The organism is Streptomyces sp. NPDC033165, assembly GCF_055577965.1.
Window position 1 is genome coordinate 14,260 of record NZ_JBVIPK010000018.1, and the last position, 15,091, is coordinate 29,350.

10 protein-coding genes, 1 tRNA gene and 1 riboswitch are annotated in these 15,091 nt (G+C 67.0%); of the genes, 5 read left to right on the forward strand and 6 right to left on the reverse strand.

Annotated elements, in window-relative coordinates:
* Window positions 1-74: 74 nt before the first annotated feature.
* From lhgO to ACZ5WC_RS29760, 3 genes are all read left to right on the forward strand, one after another.
* A complete protein-coding gene (gene lhgO, locus ACZ5WC_RS29750) occupies window positions 75-1,331 on the forward strand; it encodes an L-2-hydroxyglutarate oxidase (RefSeq protein WP_468543720.1) in 1,257 nt (418 codons plus the stop codon).
* The gene (trmB, locus tag ACZ5WC_RS29755; protein ID WP_468543721.1) at window positions 1,324-2,286 is read left to right on the forward strand and encodes a tRNA (guanosine(46)-N7)-methyltransferase TrmB; all 963 of its coding nucleotides are present in this window, start codon (window positions 1,324-1,326) and stop codon (window positions 2,284-2,286) included. The genes lhgO and trmB overlap by 8 nt, the downstream gene beginning before the upstream one ends.
* Before the next feature lie 86 nt (window positions 2,287-2,372).
* On the forward strand, window positions 2,373-3,806 hold the full coding sequence (locus tag ACZ5WC_RS29760) for a PrsW family intramembrane metalloprotease (RefSeq protein ID WP_468543722.1): 1,434 nt from the start codon (window positions 2,373-2,375) through the stop codon (window positions 3,804-3,806).
* A gap of 51 nt (window positions 3,807-3,857) precedes the next feature.
* On the opposite strand, the gene ACZ5WC_RS29765 is transcribed toward ACZ5WC_RS29760, so the two are convergent.
* From ACZ5WC_RS29765 to ACZ5WC_RS29780, 4 genes are all read right to left on the reverse strand, one after another.
* A complete protein-coding gene (locus ACZ5WC_RS29765; RefSeq protein ID WP_468543723.1) occupies window positions 3,858-4,892 on the reverse strand; it encodes a M23 family metallopeptidase in 1,035 nt (344 codons plus the stop codon).
* An 11-nt stretch (window positions 4,893-4,903) separates the two neighbouring features.
* Window positions 4,904-5,056, reverse strand: a riboswitch (cyclic di-AMP (ydaO/yuaA leader).
* Window positions 5,057-5,265: 209 nt separating this feature from the next.
* Window positions 5,266-6,489: a PP2C family protein-serine/threonine phosphatase gene (locus ACZ5WC_RS29770; RefSeq protein WP_468543798.1), complete on the reverse strand. Its 1,224-nt coding sequence runs from the start codon at window positions 6,487-6,489 to the stop codon at window positions 5,266-5,268.
* 290 nt (window positions 6,490-6,779) lie between these two features.
* Entirely contained in the window at window positions 6,780-7,526 is a 747-nt protein-coding gene (locus ACZ5WC_RS29775; protein WP_468543724.1) for a MerR family transcriptional regulator, read from the reverse strand.
* A gap of 124 nt (window positions 7,527-7,650) precedes the next feature.
* A tRNA-Met gene (locus ACZ5WC_RS29780) sits at window positions 7,651-7,724 on the reverse strand.
* Window positions 7,725-8,305: 581 nt separating this feature from the next.
* On the opposite strand from ACZ5WC_RS29780, the gene ACZ5WC_RS29785 reads away from it, so the two are divergent.
* Complete coding sequence (locus ACZ5WC_RS29785; protein ID WP_319152579.1) at window positions 8,306-8,632, forward strand: CU044_2847 family protein; 327 nt, start codon at window positions 8,306-8,308, stop codon at window positions 8,630-8,632.
* A gap of 43 nt (window positions 8,633-8,675) precedes the next feature.
* Window positions 8,676-12,830, forward strand: a complete 4,155-nt coding sequence (locus ACZ5WC_RS29790; protein WP_468543725.1) for an AAA family ATPase — start codon at window positions 8,676-8,678, stop codon at window positions 12,828-12,830.
* Between the two features lie 103 nt (window positions 12,831-12,933).
* On the opposite strand, the gene ACZ5WC_RS29795 is transcribed toward ACZ5WC_RS29790, so the two are convergent.
* Both ACZ5WC_RS29795 and ACZ5WC_RS29800 read right to left on the reverse strand, forming a co-directional pair.
* Window positions 12,934-13,254: a hypothetical protein gene (locus ACZ5WC_RS29795; RefSeq protein WP_360614542.1), complete on the reverse strand. Its 321-nt coding sequence runs from the start codon at window positions 13,252-13,254 to the stop codon at window positions 12,934-12,936.
* A gap of 102 nt (window positions 13,255-13,356) precedes the next feature.
* Window positions 13,357-14,382 (reverse strand): tetratricopeptide repeat protein, encoded by a 1,026-nt coding sequence (locus ACZ5WC_RS29800; protein ID WP_360614544.1) that lies wholly within the window; start codon window positions 14,380-14,382, stop codon window positions 13,357-13,359.
* Between the last annotated feature and the right edge of the window lie 709 nt (window positions 14,383-15,091).

Consider the following 15,091-nt stretch of genomic DNA (forward strand, 5'->3'; position numbering starts at 1 on the left):
GCCACGCCCTGCCCACGACGGGTTTGAGCCCGTTGTCAGTGGGTCAGTGCACTATCGGGGTGGGAGGTGGCGTGATGATGACGCACGCGGCGTACGACTGCGATGTGCTGGTGATCGGCGGCGGGATCGTCGGTCTGTCGACCGCGTATGCGATCACGCGGTCCGCTCCGGGCACCCGGGTGACGGTCCTGGAGAAGGAGAGCGGCCCCGCCCGCCACCAGACCGGCCGCAACAGCGGCGTGATCCACAGCGGCATCTATTACCGCCCCGGTTCGCTCAAGGCGCGGTACGCGCTCCGCGGCTCCGCCGAGCTGGCGGACTTCTGCGCGGAGCACGGCATCGCGCACGCGGTGACCGGCAAGCTGATCGTGGCCACCGAGCGCTCCGAGCTGCCCCGGCTGCACGGCCTGGTCCAGCGCGGCCGCGAACACGGACTGCCCGTGCGGGAGCTGGGTCCGGCGCAGATCGCGGAGTACGAACCCGAGGTGCGGGGCCTCGCGGCGATCCGGGTCGGCACGACGGGCGTCTGCGACTTCACCGCCGTCGCCACGCGCTTCGCGACCGAGGTCGCCGCCGCCGGCGGCCTCGTGCGGTACGGCGCGGAGGTCGCCGCCATAGACCGCCGCCCCTGGGGCGTCGCGGTGCGCACCACCGAGAGCCTGGTCGTCCGGGCCCGGGTCCTGGTCAACTGCGCGGGACTCCACTGCGACCGGGTGGCCCGGCTCGCGGGCGACGACCCAGGGGTGCGGATCGTGCCGTTCCGGGGCGAGTACTACGCGCTGGCCCGCCCCGAGCTGGTGCGCGGCCTGGTCTACCCGGTGCCCGACCCGGCCTTCCCCTTCCTCGGCGTCCACCTCACCCGCGGCTTCGACGGCTCCGTCCACGTCGGCCCGAACGCCGTCCCCGCCCTCGCCCGCGAGGGGTATGCCTGGCCCGTGGTGCGCCCCGGCGAACTGCTGTCCACGCTGAGCTGGCCCGGTACCTGGCAGATCGCCCGCAGGCACTGGCGTTACGGGGCGGGCGAGGTCCACCGCTCACTGTCCCGGTCCGCCTTCACCCGGGCCGTCCAGCGGCTGCTGCCCGCGGTGACCGAGGAGGACCTGCGCCCGTCACCCGCCGGGGTCCGGGCCCAGGCGGTGCTCAAGGACGGCACGCTGGTCGACGACTTCCTGATCCGGGAGGCCCCGCACACCGTCCATGTGCTCAACGCCCCGTCACCAGCGGCGACGGCGTCCCTGCCCATCGGACGGGAGGTCGCGCGGCGGGCGCTGCGCCGGGCACGGGAAACGGGGTGGAAGCCGCCCGCCGTAGAATCGGGGCATTGTGTCTGAGCAGCCCCTGAACCCCGCCCCCGGTGCGCCCGCCGAAGCCACGGCCGCGACGCCCGAGCACGCGCCCGCCGTCACCGCGCCCGCGACCGGCTCCACGGCAGCCGACGTGGCAGCCGCCGAGGCCGAAGCTGCGGCCGAAGCTGCGGCCGACGAGGTGATCGCCGACGACGAGACCGCCGACGAAGCGGCCGCGCTGCGGGAGGCCTCCTTCGAGCGGCAGCGCAGGCTCCGCCAGGAGCCCCGCTTCCCCGGCGGCCCCGCGGCCGACCCCGCCGGCTCGCACCACGAGCGCCGGATCCGCAGCTTCCAGCCGCGCCGCAGCCGGGTCACGACCGGCCAGCAGGACGCCCTGGAGCGACTGTGGCCCAAGTGGGGTCTCGACATCGACGGCAAGCGCGTCCTCGACCTGGACGAGCTGTTCGACGGGCTGCCCGTCGTCCTGGAGATCGGCTTCGGCATGGGCGAGGCCACCGCGCAGATGGCGGCCGACGACCCGGGCACCGGCATCCTCGCCGTCGACGTCCACACCCCGGGCCAGGGCAACCTGCTGGGCCTCGCGGACAAGGCGGGCTCGACCAACGTACGAGTGGCCAACGGTGACGCGGTCATCCTGCTGCGCGAGATGCTGGCCCCCGAGTGCCTCGACGGCCTGCGGGTCTACTTCCCCGACCCGTGGCCCAAGGCCCGGCACCACAAGCGGCGGCTGATCCAGCCCGCGTTCCTGGATCTGGTCGCCCCCCGGCTGAAGCCCGGCGCGATCGTCCACTGCGCGACGGACTGGGAGCCGTACGCCGAGCAGATGCTGGAGGTGCTCACCGCGCACCCCCGCTTCGAGAACACCGCGGCGGACGGCGGATACTCCCCGCGTCCGGCGTTCCGGCCGCTCACCCGCTTCGAGGGGCAGGGCCTGGACAAGGGACACGTCGTCCACGACCTGCTGTTCGCCCGCATCTGACGCACACCGCCCGCGATGGCCATATGGCCACGTCCTGGCCGGATGCGCCATCGCCGGGTGTCAGTGCCCCTCGTTAGGGTCGAATGGTGTCCGACCCTTCCGTGCAGCATCAGCAGGCGCGGCCGGCCGTTCCGGCCCTCCACGAGCAGCGGCTCGACGAGGTGCTGGGCGCCGTGCCGGAGCGTGGCCGTGGGCGATACCGGCCGCGCCGCGTCGGCATGGTGTGGCGCAGCAAGGCGTTCCGCGCCGGGGCCGTGATCCTGGCGCTCGTGCTGTGCGGGCTGGTGATCCTGGCCCTGGTCCGGGAGCAGACCGGCCCGGAAGGCTTCCTCGTCGGCCTCGGCCTGGCGGTGCTCCCGGTCCCCCTCCTGATGGCGGCGTTCCGCTGGCTGGACCGGGTCGAGCCCGGCCCCTGGCGGAATCTGCTGTTCTCCTTCGCCTGGGGCGCGTGCGCCGCCGCGCTTGTCGCGATCATCGCCAACTCGTTCGCGACGCGCTGGATAGCCACCGCGACGGCCGACCCGGCGAGCGCCGACACCCTGGGGGCGACGGTGATCGCCCCCATCGTCGAGGAGAGCGCGAAGGCGGCGGCCGTGCTGCTCATCTTCGTGTTCCGCAGACGGGAGTTCAGCGGGGTGGTGGACGGGATCGTGGTCGCCGGGTTCACCGCGACGGGCTTCGCGTTCACCGAGAACATCCTCTATCTGGGCAACGCCTTCGGCGAGGACCAGCTCCAGGGCAGTTCGGGGTTCGCCTCGGTGACGGTGGGGACGTTCTTCGTACGGATCGTGATGTCGCCGTTCGCGCACCCCCTGTTCACCGTCCTCACCGGCCTCGGCTTCGGCTTCGCGGCCGTCAGCGCCCGCCGCCACCGGGTCCGCCGGATCGCCCTGCCGCTGCTCGGCCTGCTTCTGGCGATGGGCCTGCACGCCCTGTGGAACGGCTCGGCGTCCTTCGGCCCGTACGGCTTCTACGCGGTGTACGGCATCGTCATGGTCCCGGCGTTCGGCCTGGTGACCTGGCTGGCGATCCATTCGCGCCGGCGGGAGCTGCGTACGCTCGCGGCCGAACTGCCCGCATACGCGGCGGCGGGCTGGCTCACCCCCGCCGAACCGCAGGCGCTCTCCTCGATGCGGGCCCGCGGCATCGCCCGCGACCTGGCCCGCCACTGGCAGCGGGACCGGCTCCGCGGCCGGGCGGCGGCCCGCGCGGTCGCGGAGTACGAGTCGTTCGCGACGTCCCTGGCGGGCCTGCGCCGCCGGGCCCGGCACGGCGCGGCGGGCGCCGACTTCGCCGCACGGGAACGGGAGCTGCTGCACCACCTCTGGCAGCGCCGTGACATCGCGGCCCCGGCCCTCGCCGAGGCCGCCCGCCTGACGACCCGCCCGCAGTACGCGTACAGACACGCGCCCGGCTACGGGCACGGATACGCATACGGGCCCGGGCAGGGGCACGGCTACGCGTACGCACACGCCTACGCAGACGGGCCCGGGTACGGAAACGAGTACCGGCAGCCCTGACGTCGGGGGGTGTGCGTCAGGGCTGCCGGGGTTCCGGGGTGAGGAGGAGGCTCAGACGGAGAGGCCCTTGCTGTTCAGCCAGGCCATCGGGTCCATCGCCGAGCCGCCCGCCGTACGGACCTCCAGGTGGAGGTGGACACCGGTCACGTTGCCGGTCGCGCCCATGCGGCCGATGGTGTCGCCGGTAGTGACCTTCTGGCCGGCCGAGACGTCGATCGAGGACTGGTGGGCGTACCAGATCTCGGTGCCGTCCTCCAGTTCGAGCACCGTGCGGTAGCCGTACGAACCGGCCCAGCCGGCCGACTTGATCGTGCCGCTGTGCACGGCCTTGAGCGGCGTGCCGGTCGCCCCGGCGAGGTCGAGGCCGGTGTGCTGACCGGAGGACCAGAGCGCGCCGGACTGGCCGTAGGTCGAGGTGACCGTGTACGAGGAGGTGGGCAGGGAGTAGCTGGCGGCGAGCTTGGCGAGGCGCTCGGCCTCCGCCTTCTTCTTCGCCGCTTCCTCCGCCGCCTTCTTCTCGGCGGCGGCCTTGGCCTCGGCCTCGTCCTGCTGCTTCTTCGCCTCGACGGCCGCCTTCTCTGCCGCGGCCTTCTCGGCGGCGGCCTTGGCCTCGGCGTCCGCGCTGGCCTGCTGCTGCTCGGCCTGCTGGAGGATCCGGGCGCGCAGGGCCTCGCCCGCGTCGGTGGCGCCCTGCTCTGCCTCGGCGCTGGTGAGCCCCGCGGAGGTGAGCGGCGCGGCCGCGGCGACCGGGGCGGCCTCCACGTCGTCCGACATGAAGGACCCGACGCCGGGAAGGGACTTGGCGTCGGGAAGGTTGTCCGCGATGGAATCGGGAAGAGAGATGGAGACGGGTGCCTTGTCCTGAGCGGTGGCCATGCCCCCCGCTCCGACGGCCGCTATGACGCCGACCCCGAGGACGGTGGAGCTACGGGCCAGACCACGCTGCTTGGCTACGCGGTGCCTGCCGCGCACGGGACGGATGGACTCCTCGGTGGGATTCCACTCCCCCACGGACCGCTCCGCGCCACCGAAGGTGTCGGCACTGAAGGGTGACGGGGCCTCAGGGGCAGGCTTGTTGGACGCCACGTGGGCGCACTCCTTTCCTTCCTTCTCGCCTACCGGGTTAGCTGACGGGTTCGGAGCAGGAAGGTCTCCTACGGGCCCCTCCGTCTCTCACGAGACGCAGGCGTCCGATTCACCCCATGTAGGTGGTTCCCCGGTTCCCTTGCGGAATTCGGCGCTCGCGCGCGGCGCCGTCCTGACGACGGCTGGGACGACCGCGCTGCGTTATCGAACGTTAATAGACACACGGGCCCGAATCCAAGCTGTTCCTGCTGATCATTAACGACTTCGATGGGGACTTACAGGGAAGAAACGGGCTAAATCAGGCGACTTGACCGCACCTCAGCGACACCCCACTTTCTGACGTTGCGTCAATTGTTATGCGGAGCGACGCGCTTCAGTTACGTACCGTGCCATCGCCCCGCCCCACGATCTTCACCGTCGTCCGCCGCTCCGGCTGCCCCTCCGCCGGCCGGCCCACCGCGAGCAGCGCCATGTCATCTGTGGACCGCCCCCCGGTGTGCAGCCGTACGTCATCGGTCAGCGCCGACAGCAGCTCCTCGGGGCCGGGGAAGATCCGGCCGCGCAGCCGGGCCGCGGGATCGTAGAAGACCCCGTTCGCGTCCCGGGCCTCGGACAGGCCGTCGGTGAAGGCCAGGAGAGTGGCGCCGGCGGGCATCGCCCACTCGTCGGACCGGTCCGGCCACACCCCCAGGTCCATCCCCAGCGGCAGCGCGGGCACGGAGGGCGCGAGCACCTCCAGGGCGCCGTCCACGTGCAGCAGGATCGGCTCGGGATGCCCCCGGTTGACCAGCCGCACGGTGGCCGAACCGGGCGGGATCTCTGCCAGTACGGCGGTGATGAACCCCTCCATGGCGTCCAGCCCGTACCGACGCGTCCCCTCCCGCGCCAGCGCCCGCTCCAGTCGCTGGGCGACGCCCTCCAGGGACCGCTCCTGCTCGGCGGCCTCCCGGAACGCCCCGATGATCACCGCCACCGTCTCGACGGCACCCAGTCCCTTGCCGCGCACGTCGCCGACGACCAGACGGACGCCGTACGGGGTGTCCGCGACGGCGAACAGGTCACCGCCCACGAACTCGTCCGCCTGGGCCGCCTCGTACCGCGCGGCCACGTGGAGCCCGCCGATCCGCTCGGCCGGTGTCGGCAGGACGGCGCGCATGGCGGTCTCCGCGATGACCCGCGCCGAGGCCAGCTGCTCGTTGCTGCGCCGCACGACCCCGTTGATGACGAGGGCCAGCACCGCGGCGGTCAGCACGGTGATGGTCTCGATGACCGGGACCACCTGGGTGGACGTCCCGTCGGAGAGCCGCATCGCGATGACGGACAGGAACGAGGCGATGCCGGTACGGACGGTCCGGGACCGGGAGAAGAACGGCGCGGCGATCAGCGGCGCCGCCACGAACAGGGGAACGGCGGTGAAGTTGGGCGGAGCCAACGAGTCGAACAGCAGCCCGCCGACGATCAGGAGCGCGGGCAGCAGCCGGACGAACCGCCGGGTGCCCCTGCCGCCGGGCGTCACCGCCCCGTCCGGGGACCCGAGCACGGCGCGGCTCAGACCACCGGCGCTCCCGGCCACGCGCCCATGCCGCTTCTCGGCCAACCCCACCTGTGCACTCCTGCCCGGTCCACCCACGGCTGCGGACGGTACCGCGCCCCGTCCAGGCTTCCCGGAGCCGCGCCGGGCGGCGACTCCTCATCGGCCAAATAGGGGGAAGCCGGACGAGGACCCGGCCATCGGTGACCGATACGGCCGACGGCCGGCCAGGCAGTCCAAGCCCGCTCAGCCGGCCCAGGCCGCCCCGGCCCGCTCAGCCGGCCCAGGCCCGCCCGGTCGGCTCGGCCAACCCGGCCCGGCCATCCCGCCCATCCAGCCCATCCAGCCCAGTCGACTCAGTCGGAGAGCGAGCGCTCCGCGTAGACGGTCAGCGCGTCCCGTACGAGGGTGACGGTGTCATCCGCGTGGCGGTCGTAGTTCCGCGCGAAACGCGGATCGGCGACGTACATCTCGGCGAGCCCGATCACGTACGAACGGCTCGGCTCCCTCGTCGTCGCCAGCCAGGCGCAGTGCCGCCGCGCGATGTCCTGCGCCTCCTCGCTGTCCGGCGCGAGCCCGGCCTCCTTGGCCCGGCCCCAGTCGCGCGCGATGGCCTCCTGCTCGTCCTGGAACGCCTTCTTCTCCGCCGCCCCGAGCGAACGCCACCACCGGTCGCCCTCCTCGTACGCCTTCCGGCCCCAGCGCTCGGTCACCTCCTGCTCGTGGACGGTGTGGTCGAACCCGTCGAACACTTCTTCAGCCATGAGTTCCATCCCCTCCTGGGTCTTGTGGAGAGTGGTCCGCACCGAGGCGATCTGCCGCCCGATGCGCGCCTGCTCCTGTTCGAGCAGCCGCAGGTGCGCCCGCAGCGCCACCGCCGTGTCCCGCTGCCCCTCCAGTACGTCCTTGATGGCGGGCAACGACAGCCCGAGCTCCCGCAGCAGCAGAATGCGCTGCAACCGGACGAGGGCGTCCTGGTCGTAGTAGCGGTAGCCGTTGCTCCCGATCCGGCTCGGCGTGAGGAGACCGAGGTCTCCGTAGTGCCGGAGCGTGCGACTCGTGGTGCCGGCTTTTCTGGCGATTTCCTGGATGGACCACTCCATGCCGGAAACGCTAGATCTTTACGCTGCGTCAAGGTCAAGCGTCCCGGGCCGGTCGGGTCGGTGCTGTTCCCCGGAAACGACTCAGGCCCGGCACGCTGTGCGCGTGCCGGGCCTGCATCTTCAGTAGCGGGGACAGGATTTGAACCTGCGACCTCTGGGTTATGAGCCCAGCGAGCTACCGAGCTGCTCCACCCCGCGTCGGTAAACACCACTCTACGGCATACGGGGAGCGCACTCGACCAGCTGCCGCTGCTGCCTGCCTCCGCCGGCCGGCTCCGCTCCTCGGCACACAGCAGAAGGATCGCAGCGAAGGGCGCGTCCGGGGCTTTCCGGGCAGCGTGGGCCGCCTCTTCCAACTGCGAGCCGTGCGGGGGCGATACGAAGCATCGTCCGCCTACAGCAGACCCCGCCCGGAGGCACTCCAGGGCGGGGTCCGAAAGGTAGGCCGTGTGGGACTCGAACCCACAACCAACGGATTAAAAGTCCTGGTCGCAGCAGCCTAGCTGGTACCGAACGGTGCCACCGGGTCCGACATCACCTGGTCAGAGCGGACGGCTGGTGGCACACAGTCCGATTCGAACTGGCTCGTATCGGGACGTCCGCTCACGCATCGCTCACGCAAGAGGAATGCCAGCCTGCGCTCCTCGGACGTCGAGGATTACGATGCCAAATCCCAAGTCCGTCACTGGAGTCAGCTCCTCAGTACGCAAGTGACTTCTATGAGCCCCAAGTGCCACCCTGGGCTGTAGCATCGATCAATCCATGGTTTGGGGGGCCACATGTCTTCGCAGGTTGTCACGTACGCACTGGACGAGCAGACCACCGTGGGTTTCGAGATCGAGACCGACGACAACTTCCATCCGGTTGGCGCTGAGACTGCCATTGCTCGAGTCCGCGAGGCCGTCCAGCCGGCAGTGCAGGCGGCACGCACCGTACTCGACCAGGTCGCAGCCATGAAGCCGGATGAGGTTCAGCTCAAGTTCGGCATCAAGGTCAATGGCACTGCAAACTGGCTGATCGCCAAAGCTGCGACCGAAGCCAACTTTGAGGTCACCCTCACTTGGCGAGACGCCGCAACACCAGCTGGCGAGCCCACTCAGCAGTAGCAGGCGTAGCTAGCGGACCAGACGGCGACAGGGAAGACCGGTCATGGACAATCTGCCCACCAGGCCCGCCAACGACTCCTGGGTTGCTGCCGTCCATCGCACGGAGGCCGACGACTTCTCTCTTGGATCAGCCTTCGTTCTGGACTCCCATCGGGTGATCACCTGTGCTCATGTCGTGCGCAGCGCTGCGGATGCCGGGGACCCCCTGTGGGTGGCCTTCCCCAAAGCGGAGGAGAGTGCCCCTGCACGCATCCTCGTGCAAGAGATCCTGCTGCCACCTCCTGATCTTCAGCGCATCCAAGATGCTGCCGTCCTCCTTCTCTCCGAGCCTGTCCCAACAGCCCTCGCCCCTCGACTCCGCTGTCCTGTTCCTACCGACATGGTGAATCGCGATTGGTGGGCATTCGGCTTTCCTGGTGGTGAAGTACTAGGCAACTCCGCCGCTGGCCTAGTTGGTGAAGCCCTCGGTTACGGCTGGGTCCGGCTCGACACTCACTCCAGGTACCCCGTCAAATCAGGCTTCAGCGGTTCAGCGCTGTGGTCCCCTGAATATGATGCAGTCATTGGAATGGTCGGCCAGGCGAGTGGCGAAGGCGATGCTCGGGCCTTGTCGCTCTGGCAAATCGATCGCATATTTCCGGCGGAGAGGATCGGAGACCTCACCGCATGGAAAGTCGAAGCAGCTGGTGAGTCCGCACTTGCTTCCTGGGGCTGGTCACTACGGGACGATCCAGAGGCAGGACGGCATTGGCGACCACGCGCTCGCGGAGTTAGCATCGAGACAGAAAAAGGCTTCCGATTCCGCGGGCGAACCGCCGCGCTCAACACCATCAACAATTGGATCAGCAGCCCGCCGACGAGGAAGGCTCTCGTTATCACCGGGTCACCCGGCGTGGGGAAGTCGGCAGTCCTGGGGAGAATCGTCACCACGGCAGACCAGGAAATATCGGACCAGCTGCCAGTTAACGACGGCGCAGCGAGAGCACCAATTGGCTCTATTTCTTGCGCGGTACACGCTAAAGGTAAAACAGCCCTAGATGTTGCCACCGAGATCGCCGCAGCAGCCTCGGCAGCAATCCCAGAAGACATCGAATATCTTCCAGAGCGCCTACGAGAGGCACTCGAAGGCCGATTCGCGAGCCAGAATAGCGCCTCACAGAATGCCTTTACCGTCATTATCGACGCACTAGATGAGGCTTCTACCGCCCAACAGGCGCGACTGATAATCCGGCGAATAATCACACCCCTCGTTGAAACCTGCACGGACCTCAACATTCGGGTGATTGTAGGCAGCCGGCGCCGAGACGACTCTGGTGATTTGCTCGCATCATTTGGACGGGCACTAACGCTGATCGATCTTGACCACTCCGAATTTTTTGAGCAAGAAGACCTAAGATCGTATACGGTCGCAACCCTTCAGATGCACGGCGACGAACGCCACGATAACCCATACCTTGCCGATGAAATAGCAGAGCCTGTCGCCCAACGCATTGCGGATATGGCTGCGCGAAATTTCCTGGTAGCTGGATTGGTCGCTCGCACCCACGGGCTGCACGACCAAGAGCCAGTCCACCCTGATGAAATCGCATTCATTCCAACCGTAGACGGCGCACTATACGACTACCTCGACCGCATCCAACCGCTTTATGGCCATGCAGCCGAATCTGTCCTCACCGCTCTCGCTTACGCGGAAGCCCCTGGATTCTCACTTACTCTATGGTGTACAGCGATCAGTGCACTGGGCGGCCCCGCTATTCCAGAGACCGCTTTAGCCTCATTCGCTCGCTCTTCAGCCGCCAATTTTCTCGTCGAATCGAGTGGTGAGCACGGGCAGGAGTTGGCATATCGACTCTTCCATCAGGCCCTCAACGATACGCTAATAAGCGCTCGGGTCGAACTGCATTCACGTATCGAGGACGAAATGTCACTCGCTCACGCCATGATTGCAGAAGGTGAGCGAACCAGTTGGATGGGAGCGGACCCGTACCTGAAGCGCTCCCTCCCTGGGCACGCCGAGAATGGCAAAGTCCTGGATGACCTGCTTACCCAAGCAGGTTACCTACTTCATGCCGATCTGCGTCGACTGCTGCCGATTACCGACCGCACCTCCTCAACCCTTTCCCGAAATACGACTAAACTTCTCCGGCGCACGCCCGAGGCATTTAACGCAGACCCTTCACGACGACTTGCTCTATTCAGCGTGTCAGAGGCCCAACAGCGCCTCGGTCACACATATCGCGATTTCCCTTTTCCTGCCCCTTATCGTGCACTATGGTCCAATGTGATCCCGGGCCATGAGGAAGCTGTTCTGGACGGTCATACACGCTGGTCTTACGTGCTCCGCGCGTTCTCCGTAGAGGGCCAGGAGTTGTTGGCCAGCGCGGGTGGAGACCGGACTGTCCGGATTTGGGATCCAGTACTCGGAGAAGTCCTGCATGTAATGGAGGGTCACACAGACGAGGTCCGATCCATTGTCCCTGTACGCCTCGGAGCTCTTGACGCACTTGCCTCTGTCGGCCGGGACGGAGCGATCCGCTTCTGGGACCCTCTATCCGGTGATGCCATTCATCAAATCAACGGAGACCCGGCCGGATACTCAGCGCTATGTTCCTTCACGCGTGATGGTAGAACCCTGCTTGCAGCAGCCATGGCGGCGGATTCCACGATCCAATTGTTCGACCCTCTCACAGGCGAACAGGTTTCAAAGCTTAACGGTCATGATGAATGGATCAGTGACCTCTGCGAGGTCACTTTCGAGGGAACCACCCTTCTCGCTTCCTGCAGCGAGGACGGGACCGTGATCTTGCAGGACCCCATCATTGGGGTAGCCCGCTGGTCCGTGACACACGGCAACACGTGGGACGGGGAGTGGATCCGGACCATGTGCACAGTCGTAGAAGGCGGGCGCACTCTGCTGATCGGCGGAGGATACGACTCTGTCATCCGCATATGGGATCCGCGCGATGGTACAGAGGTGATGCGAATCAAAGGCCATGAGGCGCCAGTCTTGACGATTTGTTCAACGACCATCAAGGGAGAGCCCGTAATCGCCAGCGGAAGCGAGGACGGAACGCTCCGGCTTTGGTCTCCACACACGGGCAATGAACTTACCGCTTGGTCTGGCCACGCAGGTGCGATCTATTCCGTCTCCGCCATTCACGCTAACGGGCAGACTAGACTGGCTAGCACTGGCGACGACCGCTCCATTCGCATCTGGGACCCAAATATTCGCAGCCAGAATTCCCTGACAGAGCGCGGAGACACTCAGTCATTTGACGTCGCCTGCACAGTCCGAACAAAGACTGGACTACTAATGGCGACTTCTCGGGTCGGAACAAACAGAATAGAGATCCGAGACCCAACATCTTGGGAGACGATACGACAGATTCGTACGGAAAATACCTACGCCCTTTGTGTAGCACCCTGGGGCGGGGAAAGCTTCCTAGCCTCAGCCAAAGTAGGTATTGATATTTGGGATCCGCGCACCGGAAATCACGTGCAATCCCTCAGCCATCCCCGAGCTCGCTACGCACAAATCGAGTCGATATTCTCTTTTAAATTTCACTCGATGCCGATGATTGTGGCATCGCTTGGAACATCACTGCATTTTTGGGATGTATCTAGAGTGCAGGCTGTCCACGCCTTTGACGTTCCTGCAGGAGCCAGGCAGATCTGCGCCGTACCGGTGCGCGATCGGCTTGCCATTTCCGGTATAAACTTCAACGGCAGACGCATTGAGGTCTGGGATCCAGGTTCAGGTAAACGACTATCGCGGCTGGAATCCGGCAGAGCCGCACTCGTCTCTCAGTGCGCTGTCAAGGTTGGGAACCGCGTCCTACTTGCTACAGGAAATGAGTTTGGCCTCATCCAGTTCTGGGATGTCACGACCCAAGCACTGGTGGCGTCCTTGGAGGGACACTCTGCTCGTGTGGGGCAACTGTGGGTCTCTGTGATAGATGGCCACACGGTACTCGTGAGCGCTGGTGACGATCGAATGCTACGGATCTGGGACCCAACAACGCTTCAGCCTTTGGTAGATATTCCCGTACACTACATGATCGAATGGGCAGCGCAGGCCGGCAATAGCGTCACCTTGAGCTTGGATTCCGGAATGCTCAGCATCGAGCTCGATCTATGTGCTCAAGAGCTCGCTCCCGATACCCTTTCAAGGCAGCGTGCTTTCTCCCATGCGAAGTAAAGGTAAGGAAACTTTGCCTGATTGGGAGCAAGAGCCGACAATCGCAGCCTGGCCATAAACACCAGCCCTTGTAGGCGACATAGGTCAGGACTCAAATTCTGTTTCAGGTGCGACGGTGGAAGATCCCGCCGAAGTTGATGCGAGCGCCGATCGGGTCGATGTAGTGAATAACGCAGGAGGGCTGCGATGGCGGCGCCGACAAGGTCTTTAGATCTCGGAAGACGTGGTCGTCGCCGCACGTGCTGGACCTCGTCGGCCTCCTCAAGACCTTGCCGCCCTCCTCGACGAACGCCTCGCCAGCTTCGAACCAGCCGCCGAGCGTGGCCGCATCGCCTCCGCCTCGGCGCCACGGTCTCGCCCGCACCCTGGAGACGTCACACGACGCCGCCCCCTTGGCCGCACTCCGACACACCCGCTTAGCCACCTCACCACCCGCGACCTCTCCACCGCCCCAAGCCCCCTGGATACCCTTTACCGGCCCTACCAGCTCGTTGTGGCACGGCCGAGACAGCGAGGGGGAGGGAGGTCAGCCTGCGATGCGGGCAACCTGTTCGCGTAGCTCTTGAGCCTCTGGGACTCCGCTGTACCGCCGCAGGCGCACGCGCATGTCCTGGAGAGCGGCTTGGACCTTCACCGAGCGGATGCCGTCGGCGCAGTCCAGGAAGTCGCTCCAGGTGGCCATGGCGCCGTCGACGTCGCCTTGGCGCAGGCGTACGCCGCCGAGGTCGGCAAGGACGATGGCTCGGGTGCGGCGGCGGTCGAGGCCGTGGATGTCGAGAGCGAGGTGAAGGTGTTCCTCGGCGGCGTCGAGGTCGCCGAGGCGGGAGAGGATCATGCCGGATTCATGGGCCCAGCGGCCAGGGGAGTAGTGGGCGGCCCAGGAATCGCCAGCTGCGGCGGTCGGCCTGCCAATGGCGGCCTCTGACAAGGCCAGGTGCTTGGTTGCCATGCGGCGATCGTCATCCTGGGCGGCGGCGTTGGCGAGAGTGGCCTCGTAGTAAGCGACGGCGCGCGGATTGTCGAGGTGGCGGCCGTACTCCACGCAGGCTTCGCCGAGCTGAACGGCTTCGGCCCGGTAGCCGAGATCGACGCACTGAACAGCAAGACCCCGGAGAGCCGTTGCCGACAGTTCCGGATCGCCAGCCTCGGCGGCCAGGCGGAAGGAGTGGGCGTAGTAGCGCTGGGCGAGTCCCCGCAGTTCGGGGGTGTCGCCCTCGTCCTGAGCCATCCAGCCGGCGAGATGAACGAGCTGGGAGGTCGCGGCGAAAAGGTCGCGGCCGGTGGCTTCGCTGAAGTGACCCTCCAGCCAGGGAGCGACGTCCTGGGTGAGGTAGCGGACGGCCAGGTGGCGGGCGTGCCCGCCACCTAGTTCGGAGGCGGAGTCGCCGAGGGCCTTGACCATGTGCCGTACGGCGGCCACCTCGCCCTGACCGACTCGGACAGCACCGGGAAGGGCGGTCTTGGTCCGGCGAGTGATGCTGTCCATGTCAGGCAGTCCGAGTGCGGACAGCGCGTATCCGCTGGAGGCGAGGATGAACTCCCGGCGTTCCACGTCGCTCCTTCCCAGGTGCAGGACTGATGCAACGGTATCTGTGTGGGGTGCCGCAGGCGGGGGCTCCGGGAGGTTGATCGCCTCGGGATCCAGCGCCAGCACCTGCGCGATGTAGGGCCACCAGTGGCCTGGGGTTCGTTCGCCTTCTATCCATCGCCGGGCGTGCTGTCGCTGCAGGCGGCGCGGGTCACCGCATTCGGCTAGACCGAGAGCACGCGCCAACTCCGAGGGTCCCCAGCCTCGTTCCTGGCAGGCCCGCTTGATCAGTTCCGCGATGGCCGGGTTCCTCGGCACCCCGTCACCCTCCCCACCTGGATTACGCGGGATTACGCAGGACTACATCCTGGGCCCTGTCCCGGGAGCGCGGCCCGTCGTTCACTGAACATCACCCCGCAAATCTCCGAATGGCTCGAATAGGTCCTGTTCAGGGCCTATTGGTGCCTGCCCGAACACGTGAGAGGACCCGATGGTGGAGATGCCGACGGACCCGCACGATCCCTTCCACGCGACGGCCCAGTGCCGCTCGGGACCCTCTCGTACGCGAGGCGACGCGGTGAGCCGTTCCCCCTTATCCGACCCGCTGGAGACAGTCCTGAGCTGGATCTGGGCCCTCGGCACGGCCTCCGGACTCGTCGCGGTCGGCCTTCTGGCCCACGTCAAGCACTCCTCCGCGCCAGCCCCGTCGGCGCGGCCGACGCTCAGCGTTGAG

Bases quoted from the DNA above. Each gene is read 5' to 3' on its own strand.
- ACZ5WC_RS29790 (WP_468543725.1), top strand. From the start codon at position 8,676: ATGGACAATCTGCCCACCAGGCCCGCCAACGACTCCTGGGTTGCTGCC.
- ACZ5WC_RS29785 (WP_319152579.1), top strand. From the start codon at position 8,306: ATGTCTTCGCAGGTTGTCACGTACGCACTGGACGAGCAGACCACCGTG.
- lhgO (WP_468543720.1), top strand. From the start codon at position 75: ATGATGACGCACGCGGCGTACGACTGCGATGTGCTGGTGATCGGCGGC.
- ACZ5WC_RS29775 (WP_468543724.1), bottom strand. From the start codon at position 7,526: ATGGAGTGGTCCATCCAGGAAATCGCCAGAAAAGCCGGCACCACGAGT.